The sequence below is a fragment of the Vibrio sp. T9 genome (genome assembly GCF_003123985.1).
Classification (GTDB): Bacteria; Pseudomonadota; Gammaproteobacteria; order Enterobacterales; family Vibrionaceae; genus Vibrio; species Vibrio diabolicus.
The window spans coordinates 310,028-324,877 of the sequence record NZ_NIGY01000008.1 but is presented as its reverse complement, the minus strand read 5'-3'; the positions used below and the strand labels follow the sequence as shown (position 1 = coordinate 324,877).

The following is a 14,850-nucleotide window of genomic DNA, read 5'->3' as shown; positions in this document are numbered from 1 at the left end:
CTACACTACTTTTGAAAGCAAGCGTCGCTTGTTGCGGTCTCTATTCAGTAAGGGGCTCTCGTAATTTTGTGAACTGAGCTTAACTCCAATATTTCGAATTAATATATGCTTAGGAGTAGCAAAATAACTCTCTATAATTCAAATAATTGCAAGGAGGATTGAGATGAGACTAGAACGCATCGAAATCTCCGGGTTTAGAGGCATCAAACGCCTTTCACTCTCTTTTGACGAACTCACTACGCTCATCGGTGAGAACACGTGGGGCAAATCATCATTGCTCGATGCCCTTTCTATCGCGCTACCTGCTAATGGCTCATTGTATCAATTCGAATTAAAAGATTTTCACGTTGATTATTCAATTTCTCATCCACAAACCCAACACTTGCAGATCATTGTTTGCTTTAAAGCACAAGACAAGAACGAAGTAAAAGCTGGGCGTTATCGACGGATAAAACCTGCATGGTGCACAAACGAAGATGGTGAGCAGGTCATTTACTATCGAATTAGTGCGTCTCGCGACGAGTATGATATTAAAACTGAATACGCGTTTTTGGATCATAACGGCAAGCCGAAGAAACTGCACCACTCTGAGAAACTCGCCGTAGAGTTGATGACTCTTCACCCTGTTATCCGCCTACGAGACTCCCGACGCTTCCCAGATTTAAACCACGTCAACGGCGACAGCAAAAATGCTCGGATAGAAAAACGAATCAACAACACCTGCCGACGGCTATTGGCGATGCCTGGGCACGTAAACAAGGGTGAGATTCGCAGTAGTCTCGATTCAATGCAAACACTTGTCGAACACTATTTTGCGTTCCGCAGCGTCAGCAAAGGTAACCCACGAAAACCTCGTGATGGTCTTTTTTATACAAGCCCTTCCTCTGATAAAGGATTAAGTCAATTCCTTAAGGAAACAAATGACAAACAAAGCCGCTTGCTTTTAATGGGGCTTCTCAATGCTTACCTTCAAGCAAAAGGCCCTACCGATTTAAGACGCTGCGCAAGACCGATACTGATCATCGAAGACCCGGAAGGCCGACTACACCCGACTCATCTCGCTAGAGCGTGGTCATTATTGCAGTTGTTGCCAATGCAAAAGATTTTAACTACCAACAGCGGTACGTTACTTGGCTCGGTTCCACTTTATTCAATCCGACGTTTGATTCGCTTGTCAGACCGAACCATTGCCAAGAGCTTAAACTCTGCCAAGTTTGGTAGAGATGAGTTACGCCGAATTGGTTTCCACATTCGTTTTCATCGCTCTGGGGCTTTGTTTGCACGGTGTTGGTTGCTCGTAGAAGGCGAAACTGAAGTTTGGTTATTTCATGAATTGGCTCGTCAATGTGGATATGACTTAGCTGCGGAAGGAGTTCAAATCGTTGAATTTGCACAGTCAGGACTGAAGTCACTGATCAAAGTAGCAAAAGAGTTCGGTATCGACTGGCATGTTGTTACCGATGGTGACCCGGCAGGTAAAAAGTACGCGCATGCCGTGAGAGCGCAACTCGATCATGATCAGGAAAGGCATAGACTTACAGAGTTACCTGATCGAGATATCGAACATTTTCTATATAATCATGGGTTTGAACTTTTCTTTAAGGACATCATCAAAGTTCCTCATGATCACCCTATCCCAGCTAAAAAAGTCGTCAACCGTGTTTTGAAAAAGCATGCAAAACCGGACTTAGCTTTGGCCATTGTATCTCACTGTGAAGAGAGAGGTATGGAATGCATTCCTGTACTTCTGCGTTGGACACTTAAGCGCGTTGTCACCATGGCAAACGGCAATACATGAGTTAGAGTATTTCACACTCACACTTTGTCTTGTAATACAAAAAAAGCACACCAAATTGGTGTGCTTGTATCAAACATCATTAATTTTGATTAAAGGTATTGAGAGGGATAAAACTCAATACACAGTGGATACAAATAAGATCGGGGGTTCACTACTGTGCTTGCTCAGCAAGCGTAGAAGAAGTAGTGCTTGATTTCGTATGCAACCAAAGTCCAGTCGCTTTCATTAGATAACCAAACACACCACCTAGCAGCAAAGATGGAATGACAAGTTGCCAGTTTCCATCAGCGGCAAATGTTGCGCAGGAACCAATAAAAGTGCCTGGAATGTACGCGAGCCAAGCCTGTTTCGCTTGAATACACATGAAAAATGCCACAATAGCGGTAATCACATAACCGATAATTTCCAAACCAACGTAAGTTGAACCGTGGATAATTACCATTGCCCAGAATACACCCGTCATATTAGTGATTAAGCTGATACCAAGTCCTTTCAATCCGCTAGTTGGCGCAGCAAAGTAGCTCGTGCAACCTAAAAAACCAGCCCAAGAAAGCAAACCTAAAGAAATGGCGATCCAACCCCATACGCCAGATAAAATTCCAGTAGTGATAGAGATAGCTAAAAGTGTCGTCATGGTAGTCGTACCTGCTTGGCTATTATCGTACCCATATGGCTCAATAACTGCCTTCATACATTGAAATCAAGGACACATGTTAGATACATCAGTCTTGTTTATCGGTGATAATGATCACAATAAGGTTATAACAATTTCATGACTTGCACTAAAAGTTTGACGCAACCGATAAATCAACAGATTTAGGGAATGAGTATTTCTAATACTCGGTAAAAAAGGATGTGTGTAGGACAGTTCTAATAGGTCACTCCAGCAAGCTTTAACGAGACTGGAAGCTAATATCGGCGTGCAGAATCATGGTTCACCAAGTGAGTGCATAAAAGCTCCTGAATCACGCTTATTCTTCGAAGTTCAGTATACTGTACATAGAAATATGCCACTCCCAATTAAGCGAGTGGCATTGCTGTGCTTCTAGAGTTTATTGCGTGTATTGAGTAGTAACTTATAATACCGAAGGCTTACCTTTCATCATTCGCAGACCTTCTCGTTTAATGCAGTCGACTAGTGGGTTTTCTGCCATATCAGCTCGCCATATAAATGAAAGTGTCCTTTCCATTTTTAGCTCGGGCACATTTAACGCAACAAGATGACCCGCTTCTATATATCGCTCTACATCTAAATACGGTAAACAAGTAAGGTACTGGCCGTTAGCAACTAAGCTGCGTAACACCGGAACGTGCTCGTACTCTCGCCATACATCCAAATCTTCAATAAGATGATGAATAGAGCTATCAAATGTTTTTCGTGTGCCAGAGCCATGCTCTCTCAACACCCACTTCGCTTGTTCTAACTGAGCGAGGCTTACAGATTGATTGCGAGCAAAAGGATGATGAGAAGCAGCGACAACAGTAAGATGGTCTCGGCACCAGACTTCTTGGTGCAAACGGTTATCGTCACAACGCCCCTCGATGATCCCTAAATCATATTTATAATCTAATACGCCATCAATAACCCCTTTTGTACTCTGAACACCAAGGGAAATACGCATTTCTGGAAAGTCATTATCAATGATACTGATAAGGTCTGGAACCAGATGCTCTGCCGGAGTTTGACTCGCGCCCATGCGAATCTCACCGCTTAACAAATGTTGCTCATAAAAGCCCATTTCAATCTGCAGTGCGTCTTGTAATAAGCGTTTTGCTTTTGGTCGTAACCACATACCCCAATGGGTTAACGCCATTTGCTTGCCCTGCCTCTCAAATAAAGGCCTGCCAAGCATTTTTTCTAATTGCGCAAGCGACATACTTGTCGCTGATTGTGTCAAAGCCAGTTTCTCTGCGGCCTGGCTTACACTGCCGGTATCTGCAACTGCGTCAAAAACCGCTAATTGCTTAAGTGAGTAGCGCAAAGTGTCCTCCATTATTGGTGAGTATTTTTCATACCCTCACAATCGTTAAAAACATGCCCCAATAAGCAATAGAGTTCATTTTACCTAGCCGCATAAAGTTATCAATTAATTTGATGAGGTTTCTAAATATTATCAATTTTACCTACCAAACCCTTCTCCTTATTCTGACTGTGCGGTTCGGGAACACCGCAAGCCTCAATGACTTTGAGACTGAAGTCATTGAGGCTTCTAAATAAAAACAACAATTTCATTTTTGAGTTAATAACCAAGGAATTTTTATGCGATTACAAATTAAGGAGTCAATATGGCGGTGACCAGCTCTCAAAATCACCAGTACTTTTCTCCAAAAGAAATGATGGCTGAAGCGGAAAAATTTGCGTTGAGTAAAGCAAACAAAACCAGCAGTATGACACTGAGTCTTGCCATCATGGCGGGCGCGTTCATTGGATTGGCGTTCTTGTTTTACATCACGGTGACTACTGGCAGCGCTGGTGCTGGTTGGGGCTTAAGCCGTCTTGCTGGCGGATTAGCATTTAGTATGGGCTTGATCCTCATCGTGATCTGCGGTGGTGAACTATTTACCAGCTCAGTTCTTTCCAGTATCTCATGGGCCAATAAGCAAATCTCGTTCGGAAAAATGCTTTCTATTTGGGGCAAGGTTTACGTTGGCAACTTCATTGGTGCGATGTTCCTACTTGCGCTAGTTACTGCAGCTGGTCTTTATCAAATGGATAGCGGTCAATGGGGGTTAAATGCGCTTAACATCGCGCAGCACAAGCTTCATCACACTCTCATTCAGGCGTTTGCGCTCGGCATCCTTTGTAACCTATTGGTCTGCCTCGCGATTTGGTTAACGTTTAGCTCTGCAAATGCAATGACAAAAGCAGCAATGACAATCATGCCTGTGGCCATGTTTGTCAGCAGTGGCTTTGAACACTGTGTCGCGAACATGTTTATGGTTCCACTTGGCATTGTTATCGCGAATTTTGCACCTGAGTCTTTTTGGGCCTCCGTCGGTGTGCCCGCTTCACAGTACGCAGACTTAAATATTGGCCACTTTATTACCGCTAACTTAATTCCTGTCACGCTTGGCAACATCGTCGGCGGAGCGGTTTTAGTTGGTCTTGCAAACTGGTGTATTTTTCGCCGACCAGAACTAAAAGCAGCGAATATATCTTCTATCACAACGACTACAACACTCTCGTCAGTTAAGGATTTCACCATGAAAAACGCATCTTTTGTTAAAGACATTATGAACCCAAAACCAGTTACCATCAGTGCAGAAACACCGATAGCAATCGCACTGGATGTGCTACTTGACAACAACGTAACTAGCGCACCTGTTGTAGACGTACAAAATCGATTGGTTGGTTTCTTCTCTGCTCACGATGTGATGGTAGAACTATGGTGTGAGGACTACATTCCGGTGAAAGACCAAAAAGTCGTCGACATCATGAGCCGCGATGTGGTCGCAATTGATGCTGGTGATCGTCTCGTTGATGTTGTCGAATTCCTATGTATCGATAAAGAGCAGTTGTACCCAACGAGCAGCATGGGCATCGCCACTCGCATGACGTCTCTATCTTTAGAAGAACGCGCAAAAAGCATCAAAGTGAGCAAGCCACAAGTACTTCCTGTACTTGAAAATGGCCAGATGGTCGGTGTTGTTACTCGTACTGAAGTATTAACAGCACTACGCCCGATTTTTGGTGAGCGTTTAAACCTAGTAGAAAAAAACGAGTTAGAAACAGCGTAATTCATTAAACGCTTGCAACGTCTGTTGGCTTTCAATCGCTGTCACTGACTGGCTTGCCAAGGTTGTCGATTGTGATTGAGGTAATAAAAAAGCGCTCTTCCGTTGAAGAGCGCTTTTACTGCATCTAAAAGAAGTTCGTTACTTCTTAACGCCTTCGATATGAAGTTCCATATCAACATAGCTTGAAGCACCCATTACTGGGATATCAAAGTCAGCAAGCTCAAGGCGAGTGTTACCAACGAAGCCAGCGCGCTCACCACCCCATGGGTCACTACCTGCGCCAACGAATGCAGCTTCGATAGTAATAGGCTTAGTAACACCGTGTAGCGTTAGATCACCAGTTACATCTAGCTTGCCATTGCCTTTATCAACCACTTTTGTGCTTTTAAAGGTCGCTTCGCTGTATTTACCAGCATCAATGAAGTCACCACTACGAATGTGCTTGTCACGTTCAGCGTGGTTGGAGTCTAAGCTGGTTGTATCAACAACAACATTCACTTTTGAATCGGCAATGTTGTTCTCATCAAAAGAAAAGTCACCAGAAAATGTATTGAAACGACCTTTGATGAAGCTGTAACCCAAGTGACTAACTTTAAAGTTAATTGAAGCGTGAGCACCTTTGGTATCGATGACATAATCTGCAGCTTGCGCACCAAATGGTAGTGCCATAGCGATAGCTAATCCTGTAGCGAAGAGTGACTTTTTCATTTTGAAGCTCCTAACATTTTTCTTAATGTGTTGTCTTTATCGATAAAGTGGTGTTTTAGCGCAGCAATAGCGTGCAAACCTGCTATCAGGATGACGGCCCAAGCTGCGTAGAAGTGAATTTCACCCGCTATGTCTGATTGTCCTGGGAATAACTCTCCCGCTCCTGGCACGGTAAACCAATTAAACACTTCGATACCGCGTCCATCAGACGTTGAAATGAGGTAACCTGAAACAAAGATGGTGACCAATAGTAGGTACATAACACCATGAGCTGCTTTAGCAGCAAGCACTTCGTAAGGTTTGCCTTCTACCTTTGGTGACGCCGTAACATGTTTCCATACAATGCGTGCCAAAGTTAAAATAGCGAGTAAAATACCGACAGAGCGATGGTAATGTGGCGCAGTTCGATACCATTCGCTGTAATAGCTAAGGTCGACCATCCACAAACCCACTGCAAATAGACCAATAATGCACAGCGCAGATAACCAGTGCATCACGCGTGCAGTAAGGTTGTAATTCTTTACCAGTGTATCCATCTCAAGTTCCTAGATATATTCCTAAGTTAATGTTGAGCAAGAAACACTACATTAACCTATTTACGTCATATGAAACAGATTATTTACCATCATTTACATCCAGCCAATGGCACCGTATCTATCAAGTTGTTCGAATTTTTTGAAGGAACTTTAAATCGTTTATAAAACTGAAACTTACAGCTTAACTTCTTGTTCTATCTCATACAGCTCTTCGGACACTTCTAACATTCTACGTTCAACCAGTGATTTTGCATCTTCCACCCCCTTGTTGTAATAAATTGGCCCTAGTTTTTCTGTAATGAAATCAATAAGAAATTCACTATCGAACTGGCCAATCTCAACATCTAGTTCGTCCTGCATATAATCTTGAATGGCGGTTGCCAGCGTTTCTTTTTGTGCACGTTCTAACTTTATCATCTTTGCCCTTTTTCAGAATTTTGTTCTATGTGTGCTTCTATCGTCTTGCTCTCTTAAAGAGTAGGCGCGATCATTTGTGAGAAATTTGGTGTTTAGATCAAGAAGTTGCCGAAGTAAATTAGTCTATTCTCAAAAGACTATGCTAACCTTTTGCAGTTCGTTTTGTTAATTATTAAGGGATATTCTTTGCTACTCGACCTAGTGATTCAAAGTGTTAATGATTTTCAAGACGACTGTCTTAAGCTGTGTGAAAAGCATTACCCTGCGGTACATAACCAAGGCATGAGTGAGCATCATCTTGGTCTCGCGTTTTCAAGAAGAATGGAACACACTTTCCGTCACTTCGGATACAACAGCGTGGTAAAACCAATTGAAGTTTTAAATACTCCGGACCTGCCTCATCACTACCGTATTTCATCTGAAATAGGCACGGTTTGGGTCCTGAGTCACCATATGGTCAGTGCGGGAAAATCTTGTCGAGAGAACTTACTCTCATCAATTACGGAATGGCAAAGCGAATACGGTTATGCGCTGCAACCGAATGATCTACTCTTTTTAGTTTGTGATCACTGGATCAGTCGCAGCAAAACGAGCCGAGAGTTGCTTCATTGGTGGATGGGAGAACTGCCCGATCAGATCAACGAATACACGGAGCAAGGCATCACGCTGTACACCAGCGAATCGCAGCTCACGCAATCGTTAGACACTCGATTTGGCATTAGCCCTTGTTACATTAAGTTTGGTCATCCTTTGCGTCGCTCGAACAAACAACAGTTGGTCAGAAAATACTTACAACTGTATGCAGTACTACAATGGTAACATCAAATTGCAATAGGAAGATTGTCAGTCATTTCATCAATTTGTTTGATATCACTCGACAAATCTAATCATCTCTTACCATCGTTCTTGCTTGAGTTCATGAGCCCACTTAGATTCACTGCCAATGAAATAAAAAATTAGCACGATAGCGCTGATGTAGAAGCATTGATTTAGGTTGTTGTAACAATGATGAGCACCTCGCAACTCCTTAGTTGCATCCGCAAACAAGCCGACGGGCAATATATTGCGAAATACGCAAAGCTCACTCTTCGAAGTGTCTTTCAACCTATATATAAAAAAGATATTTCTATCGTTGGCCTTGAGGCACTAGTAAGAATTACCAATGCTAATGGCACCATGATCAGGCCAGATCAGTTTTTCCAATCAAAAACCATTGCCGCTCAAGACCTACTCAATGTCGAACGCTTAAGTCGCCTAATTCATATCAAAAACTTTGCCCAATCTCACTTTCACAATAAACAACTGTTTCTTAATGTATTACCAGAAGCAGCAAAAATACTAGCCAGAGACATCACGTACAATAGGCTGCTAAAACAAACCATTTATCAATCTCATTTAGTAAATGAACAAATCGTCATGGAGTTGCTTGAGTTGAACGTAGAAGACGAGTCCTCGTTGTCGCAAGCAGCTCGTGAATTAAGCCAAGGCGAGTTTAAATTGGCGATCGACGATTATGGCGTCAATGCCTCAACAATTGAACGAGTGAAAGGCGTTCGTCCAGACATAATAAAGATGGATCGCTCGTTAATGCTGAGATACGAAAATGGTGACTGGAAAGCTCTAGTCGATGCATTATCACTAGCAAGAACGTTGCGCTCTAAAACCGTTATCGAAGGAATTGAAACCGAGCATCAACTTAACTTAATGAAAAAACTCGGTTTCGATATGTATCAAGGATACCTACTCGCTATCCCGCAAACGTTAGACGTTTATGAAGAGGCAAAAACAGCCTGACTATGTAAGAACAAAAGTTTGTGCGGTTTAGCGAGAGTTACGTGATTTACCACGGTTCTTATGAATCGCTAATTTTGCTTTTAGCTTACGCTTCTCTGATGAACGGCTTCGACGGCGCCCACTACCATTTTTCTCAGGCTCGACTTCTTCTATAAGACTTGGCTCGAAGCCTGCCAACCATTCTTGCGGTAGGCGTTGATCAAGCAAATTCTCGATAGCATGCAATAAATATTCTTCATCTCGACTCATTAGAGACACAGCTAACCCCGACTTTCCTGCACGGCCAGTACGGCCTATACGGTGGACATAATCTTCGGCTTTAAATGGCATATCAAAGTTCACCACTTGCTCTAACTCTTGAATATCCAGTCCTCGTGCTGCTACATCTGTCGCAATCAACGCACGCACCTTACCTTGCTTGAACTCATCCAACGCTCTTTGACGCGCACCCTGTGACTTATCCCCGTTAATTGAAACCGCTTTTATGCCATCTAACTTAAGCTCTTTTGCTAGCTCATCGCTACCTTGCTTAGTTTTTGTAAATACAAGCACTTGCTGCCAATTGCGCGAGCCAATCAAGTACGCCAATAATTCACGTTTACGCTTTTTGTCTACCGGATAAACCATCTGTTTTACTGTTTCAGCCGTCGTGTTTGCTGGTGACACTTCAACTTCAACCGGCGATTCCATGAGTTTGTACGCAATAGTCTTGATTCGCTTTTCAAATGTCGCAGAGAACAACAGGATCTGTTTTTCGGCGGGTAAACGTCGGAAGATGCGTTGCAAGTCAGGCCAGAATCCCATATCTAACATACGGTCGGCTTCGTCTAGAACGAGCATACTGGTTTTGGAGATGTTTACGTTGCCATTAAACAGATGATCCAAAAGGCGACCTGGTGTTGCAATCAAAATATCAGCGCCCTCTTCTAACTTCCTCTTTTGTACGCCAATGCTTGTACCACCATAAACACACACAATGCGAAGTTCGGTTTGTGCAGAGTACTGATTCAAATTATCAAATACCTGCTGCGCAAGCTCGCGTGTTGGAACCAAAACCAATGCTTGAGGCGTACCGTTGAGTTTCTTTTGCTGAACGGTTTGTATAATAGGTAAACCAAACGCAGCTGTTTTCCCCGTACCAGTTTGTGCAGCAGCAAGTAAGTTCTTTCCTTCAAGGACATGTGGAATAGACTTTTCTTGCACTGGTGTTGGCGTCACGATATTTAGATTGCTTAGCGTTTCGATTAGCTTTTGTTCAATGCCTAAGTCAGCAAAATTAACAGACATGTGTAACCTCATTATTTTTGGAGCGCAGAGTTTACCAGAGCCCCAATAGCCATACTACTTTTCTATCTCATTGGGCTGAATCAATAAGCTGTTGCTGAAAATCATACGACTGGCGTAAAACGTCTCGATAGAGTGTCGAGAACTTCTCTTCCAATTCTGTGTAATCACTCTCAATCACTTTAAATGTTGTAGTAAGGTCAGCCATTCTCGGGCTTCTTTGCGACATTCGATGTAGTGCAAATTCGATATTATCCAGGTCTTGGTATGACTGAAGCCATCGACCGTGCCACATCCGGCTGTGGAGCACCAAAAAACGCGGCGGCAAATGTTCATTAACGTCACGGTTTACTCGCTCGTATGCCGAATCGACAAAGTGTTCGAGAGATACGGCATAAAAGTCGTTCCAGTGTTTTGCGAGACAATGGTCCCAGAACATATCGAGAGCGATAGGGGCAAAGCGCCGCGCAGTACCTTTGAAGTGAGGTTTGCATTCGTTAACAATAGGATGGTGATCAGTAATGCGGTCAACAAATCTATGTAATTTGATGCCGTTAGAGATATCACGTTCATACAGCTTGCTTGGATCTCCTTTTACGAAGTCTCCAAGCAAGTTTCCCAATAAATGGCTGTTACAGTGGTCTGCGATATGCAGGTGGGCTAGAAAGTTCATCCGACGCCAGTTTTGGCCTTTAAGGCTTGGTGTGACATGAACTTAGTATAACGTCAATTACGACGAGATGAGAGTGTTCCGCTATTCGGCTTCGTTGTCTGAGCCAACGTATTCCGACAAGATAATGCCAATTTCAAGCGCATCTAGCAGCTCTAGGCTCTCATCGTTTTGGTATTGGTCGCTCATTGTGACCTCCTTTATTTTAAGCTCTCTTGCTTGTACTTGCTGACGGCTTGGCCTTGCCATATCCACGTCAACAACTCCTTTTTATAGTCTTTATATGACACATTCATGACAGCGAGAAGTAAAGATTTAAAAACCTATGAGCAGAATCAAAAGTAAACGTTTGCAACCAGATTTCATATCTACTTAGCACTACAGAGAAATAGCTCTTTATCAATATTTATGTCAATTTAAAGATATAACATACCGTTATAGGCGTCCTTAGATCTCATTTCTTAAACTAAATTTAGTTTTCGTTACATATTTTGCTGATTAACTTCGCATATTTTGTTTCGATATAGCAATAGATTTGGTCAATATCTTTTATCTCTAATGGAGCTTTAAATGAGAGAAGTTGAGTTTAGAACGATAGACAGGCTGTTTATCAAGATGTCTATCAACGACAAAATGTGGGTTATATTCCTGCTGTTTTTAGTAGCCCTCACTTCTGTGGCTGGAAGCCGCTACTTCAATGAAATACAACAATTTAAACAACAAGCGATTTCTGCTAGCGAAGCGAAACTTTCTGGTATTGTTGACGCTCAACCAGGTCATGTTTCACAAATTGACGGCGTATCGAAATCAAGTCGCGTAAGCGAGAGCTCTTTTGTTGATGGCTCTGTCACCGCTTATGCAAAGTTGCATTCTGGCGAAGTGATTAAGTTGACTCAAAACGTATCCGCGCAATACGAATCTGCAAAGTCGTCAGCCTTAACCTCTCTGTTACTCAGCTTTTTATGGGTTGTTCCTTTTGCCCTTTTCTCTTACTGGGTTGCGACCTTTATAGGAGGCGCCCTGTGGGTTTTATATACGACAACCGAAAAAATTGGTGAAGGTGATTTAACCTCTCGCCTTGGTTTTCATCCTGGCCGAGACGAGTTTGGCACCATTGGTTGCGCGTTAGATAAATCGATGGACACCTTAAGTGAACTAGTTAACAGTGTGAAAAATAATGCGGCTACATTGAGTGAGACATCTTCTGCATTCGAAAAAGATATGCAGTTGAGCGAAACGCAGATATCTCATCAATATCAAACACTCGATTCCGTCGCGACAGCAATGGAAGAAATGACAGCCTCTGCAAAAGAAGTATCCAGCATTTCCCAACAAGCGACGATGCAATCCGATCAGGATGCTCAAAAGATCGAGCTAAGCAGAAATCGCGTGCAAAATGTGATTGGAGAAATTGAGACGTTATCCAGCTATATTGAACAGGCTTCCACGTCAGTAACCAACTTAAATGAGAACACGACGCAGATTAATGACGTTATCACAACGATCAATGCCATTTCAGAACAAACCAACCTATTGGCTCTGAATGCGGCAATTGAAGCGGCACGCGCCGGGGAGCAAGGTCGTGGATTTGCTGTGGTTGCTGATGAAGTGCGTACATTGGCAAGCCGAACTCAACAGGCAACAGTAGAAATTCAAGCCATGATTGAGAAACTACAAACCGAGAGCCAGAACATTGCTTCAATCACTGACCGAACCGTTCAACAAGCGCAAACCAGTAGCCAGCTTATTGATGAAATTGGTCATGATGTGACGTCCATTGCTGAATCCGCACGCTCATTGATGGACATGAGTATCCAAATTTCCACCTCAGCAGAAGAACAAAGCGCAGTCGCCAACGATATTGCATCTGAGCTTTCAGAAATTCGCAGCCAGTCGAGCACAATCAGAGAAGTTGCAGAGCAATCTACCGTAGGGGTAGCTAATCTCACTCAGGCGTCAGTGTCTCTTGGTGAGGTATTACAACGCTACCGCACAGCATAACTTTGCAGCATTTATGATCAACAAGGGCTCCTCAGGAGCCCTTTTCTTTAAACCGTTTTCAGCCGTTATCGTCGATATTTTCTACTACACACAAGTGGATATTTGAAGTGAATCTCAAGTTCTCGCTGTACCTGATGAAATAATGTTCATAAACAAAGCGTTCCGCTATGCTTAATCCTGCCAATTCCAATTTGCTGCTGGAAAACAATATGAATAATTACAAAGATACAAAAGACATCGAAAACCTAAGTTGCCCTCTCTGCCAGGGGGATGAATATCTCATTTCATCGGATGGAGAGAAATTCACATGCGCTGCTTGCGGATTTCATACAAAAAGCTTCTCATCCATCCAATGCCTACATCAAACCCCTTACCTACAGTCCAAACTTAAACATATCCATAGCTTAAGTACGGTGTGCCATTAAGAGATTAAACAGAGCAGCTAAATAGCTGCTCTTTTAATTCATCTAAATGTTGAATGCGAATTACGCGTTCATCATCAACACGATTGATTGCCTCACCATTAAATAGCTGTACGGTTTTAATGCCAGCGTTTAATCCCGCTTCTACGCCTTTAGGTGTGTCATCAATATAAAGACAGTCGCTCGGTAAAAAGCCCATGCTCATTGCACTGTACATAATTAAGTCAGGTTCAGGCTTCCAACTATTCGCATCGAATGCAGAGAACACTTTCCCTTGGAAAGCATCGAGCAATCCTGTTAACTCCAATGCGTATTCTATTTTATCTTTCGGCCCATTGGACGCGACACAATATTCGATATTATGCGAATCTAAAAACTGAATTAATCGCTTTGCGCCATCCATCGGCTGTAAGTGGCGAACAAAAAGAGACTGGACTTCTTCACGGTATTGCGGCTCTAAGACATCAATAGGGACTTTGATATCTTTCAGCTCTTTAGTATCTAAAAGGATGTCAGCGAGCTTTCCTCCTTTAAAATGAGAAACGCACTCTTCCATCGTTAATTCTGCGCCATGCAGGTTAAATACATTGACGAGAGCTTGGCAACACAATCGTTCACTATCGACCAACGTACCATCACAATCAAATATCACGCACTTAATATTGGTAATTGCCATAGCCATCTCCAGACATCTTAAAGGCTAATGCCCTAGCTGATTTTAAAAATGTTGGCTTAATCTTATTTAAGTTTGGGATTGTTGAAACGACGAGCTTGGCATTTCATGGAAATAGAGGGGAGCAATTACAGTTTTTCTAAGCAAGATCACCTATCGTCATCTTGCTTTGCTTTTTATGCATTTGAGTGCGCAAATTAGCTTTCAATAATCACCGAATCTAAAAGCTTGTGTTCGGTACTTAGTCTTTTAGCAAGATCCGCCACAAACGAACTCTTGTATTTTGATTCAGAAACCGCGACATCAGAGATAAGCGTGTTTCCTTCAAGGTGGCTAATAATAGCGGCACCAATTGGAGCTCCAGCTTTAAAACCAACATATAACTCAAAATCTGGCGTTAGAATTATCTGAGTGAGATATTCCACAATCATATCTTTATCGTACTGTTGATCCCAACGCTGAGACTGCAGGACAGAAAACATGATAGTAAGTCGGTGAAAATCGACCAGAAAAATATCGTCAGAGCTAAATTCAGAATTACTTTCAAGTAGCGTGTCTTTGTCGACCACTTGATAGGTTGCTTGTTCTAGTGCTTTGAAATAGACATCACGCCCTTTCAGACTCTCTGGTGTTGGAAATTCAACTTCAACCAGATCATACAGCCATGTATTTTTACGCTCGATACTGGCTAACTGTTGTTCATTCATTTTGATACCTTAGTTGCAAAACGAAATGTGCAAAGTGTTTCATTCTCACATAGAGTGAAGCTTAGACAGAGCGACAAGCGATATAAAGTCAAACATATTGGG

General features: G+C 42.6%; 14 protein-coding genes. 5 read left to right on the top strand and 9 right to left on the bottom strand.

Features of this window, described 5'->3' with window-relative positions:
• The first annotated feature begins 163 nt into the window (after positions 1 to 163).
• Positions 164 to 1,798 carry an ATP-dependent endonuclease gene (locus CBX98_RS18205; protein ID WP_012842315.1) on the top strand — a complete coding sequence of 545 codons (1,635 nt, stop codon included), beginning with the start codon at positions 164 to 166 and terminating at the stop codon, positions 1,796 to 1,798.
• Between the two features lie 151 nt (positions 1,799 to 1,949).
• Here the strand turns inward: CBX98_RS18205 and CBX98_RS18200 are convergent, their stop codons facing one another.
• Complete coding sequence (locus tag CBX98_RS18200) at positions 1,950 to 2,432, bottom strand: DUF1097 domain-containing protein (RefSeq protein ID WP_005395520.1); 483 nt, start codon at positions 2,430 to 2,432, stop codon at positions 1,950 to 1,952.
• A gap of 442 nt (positions 2,433 to 2,874) precedes the next feature.
• Positions 2,875 to 3,780 carry a LysR substrate-binding domain-containing protein gene (locus CBX98_RS18195; RefSeq protein ID WP_005395522.1) on the bottom strand — a complete coding sequence of 302 codons (906 nt, stop codon included), beginning with the start codon at positions 3,778 to 3,780 and terminating at the stop codon, positions 2,875 to 2,877.
• A gap of 304 nt (positions 3,781 to 4,084) precedes the next feature.
• On the opposite strand from CBX98_RS18195, the gene focA reads away from it, so the two are divergent.
• Positions 4,085 to 5,536, top strand: a complete 1,452-nt coding sequence (gene focA / locus CBX98_RS18185; RefSeq protein WP_048625025.1) for a formate transporter FocA — start codon at positions 4,085 to 4,087, stop codon at positions 5,534 to 5,536.
• A gap of 138 nt (positions 5,537 to 5,674) precedes the next feature.
• On the opposite strand, the gene CBX98_RS18180 is transcribed toward focA, so the two are convergent.
• From CBX98_RS18180 to CBX98_RS18170, 3 genes are all read right to left on the bottom strand, one after another.
• Positions 5,675 to 6,244 (bottom strand): YceI family protein, encoded by a 570-nt coding sequence (locus CBX98_RS18180; protein WP_109169949.1) that lies wholly within the window; start codon positions 6,242 to 6,244, stop codon positions 5,675 to 5,677.
• On the bottom strand, positions 6,241 to 6,780 hold the full coding sequence (locus tag CBX98_RS18175; protein ID WP_012842319.1) for a cytochrome b: 540 nt from the start codon (positions 6,778 to 6,780) through the stop codon (positions 6,241 to 6,243). Before CBX98_RS18175 ends, CBX98_RS18180 begins: the two co-directional genes overlap by 4 nt.
• Positions 6,781 to 6,954: 174 nt before the next feature.
• Complete coding sequence (locus CBX98_RS18170) at positions 6,955 to 7,197, bottom strand: DUF2164 domain-containing protein (protein WP_005395529.1); 243 nt, start codon at positions 7,195 to 7,197, stop codon at positions 6,955 to 6,957.
• 186 nt (positions 7,198 to 7,383) lie between these two features.
• Here CBX98_RS18170 and CBX98_RS18165 point away from each other — a divergent pair, with 186 nt between their 5' ends.
• Both CBX98_RS18165 and CBX98_RS18160 read left to right on the top strand, forming a co-directional pair.
• Positions 7,384 to 8,016: a hypothetical protein gene (locus tag CBX98_RS18165; protein ID WP_005395531.1), complete on the top strand. Its 633-nt coding sequence runs from the start codon at positions 7,384 to 7,386 to the stop codon at positions 8,014 to 8,016.
• Positions 8,017 to 8,202: 186 nt separating this feature from the next.
• Positions 8,203 to 8,991 (top strand): EAL domain-containing protein, encoded by a 789-nt coding sequence (locus CBX98_RS18160; RefSeq protein WP_109169948.1) that lies wholly within the window; start codon positions 8,203 to 8,205, stop codon positions 8,989 to 8,991.
• Positions 8,992 to 9,018: 27 nt separating this feature from the next.
• On the opposite strand, the gene CBX98_RS18155 is transcribed toward CBX98_RS18160, so the two are convergent.
• Both CBX98_RS18155 and CBX98_RS18150 read right to left on the bottom strand, forming a co-directional pair.
• A complete protein-coding gene (locus CBX98_RS18155; protein WP_085343685.1) occupies positions 9,019 to 10,278 on the bottom strand; it encodes a DEAD/DEAH box helicase in 1,260 nt (419 codons plus the stop codon).
• A 67-nt stretch (positions 10,279 to 10,345) separates the two neighbouring features.
• Entirely contained in the window at positions 10,346 to 10,948 is a 603-nt protein-coding gene (locus CBX98_RS18150; protein ID WP_109169947.1) for an ACP phosphodiesterase, read from the bottom strand.
• A gap of 567 nt (positions 10,949 to 11,515) precedes the next feature.
• Between CBX98_RS18150 and CBX98_RS18140 the strand changes: the two genes are divergently transcribed.
• Positions 11,516 to 12,946, top strand: a complete 1,431-nt coding sequence (locus CBX98_RS18140; RefSeq protein ID WP_109169946.1) for a methyl-accepting chemotaxis protein — start codon at positions 11,516 to 11,518, stop codon at positions 12,944 to 12,946.
• Between the two features lie 429 nt (positions 12,947 to 13,375).
• Here the strand turns inward: CBX98_RS18140 and CBX98_RS18130 are convergent, their stop codons facing one another.
• Both CBX98_RS18130 and CBX98_RS18125 read right to left on the bottom strand, forming a co-directional pair.
• Entirely contained in the window at positions 13,376 to 14,044 is a 669-nt protein-coding gene (locus CBX98_RS18130) for an HAD-IA family hydrolase (protein ID WP_005397612.1), read from the bottom strand.
• A 194-nt stretch (positions 14,045 to 14,238) separates the two neighbouring features.
• Entirely contained in the window at positions 14,239 to 14,748 is a 510-nt protein-coding gene (locus CBX98_RS18125) for a flavodoxin (protein ID WP_109169945.1), read from the bottom strand.
• Positions 14,749 to 14,850 lie beyond the last annotated feature (102 nt).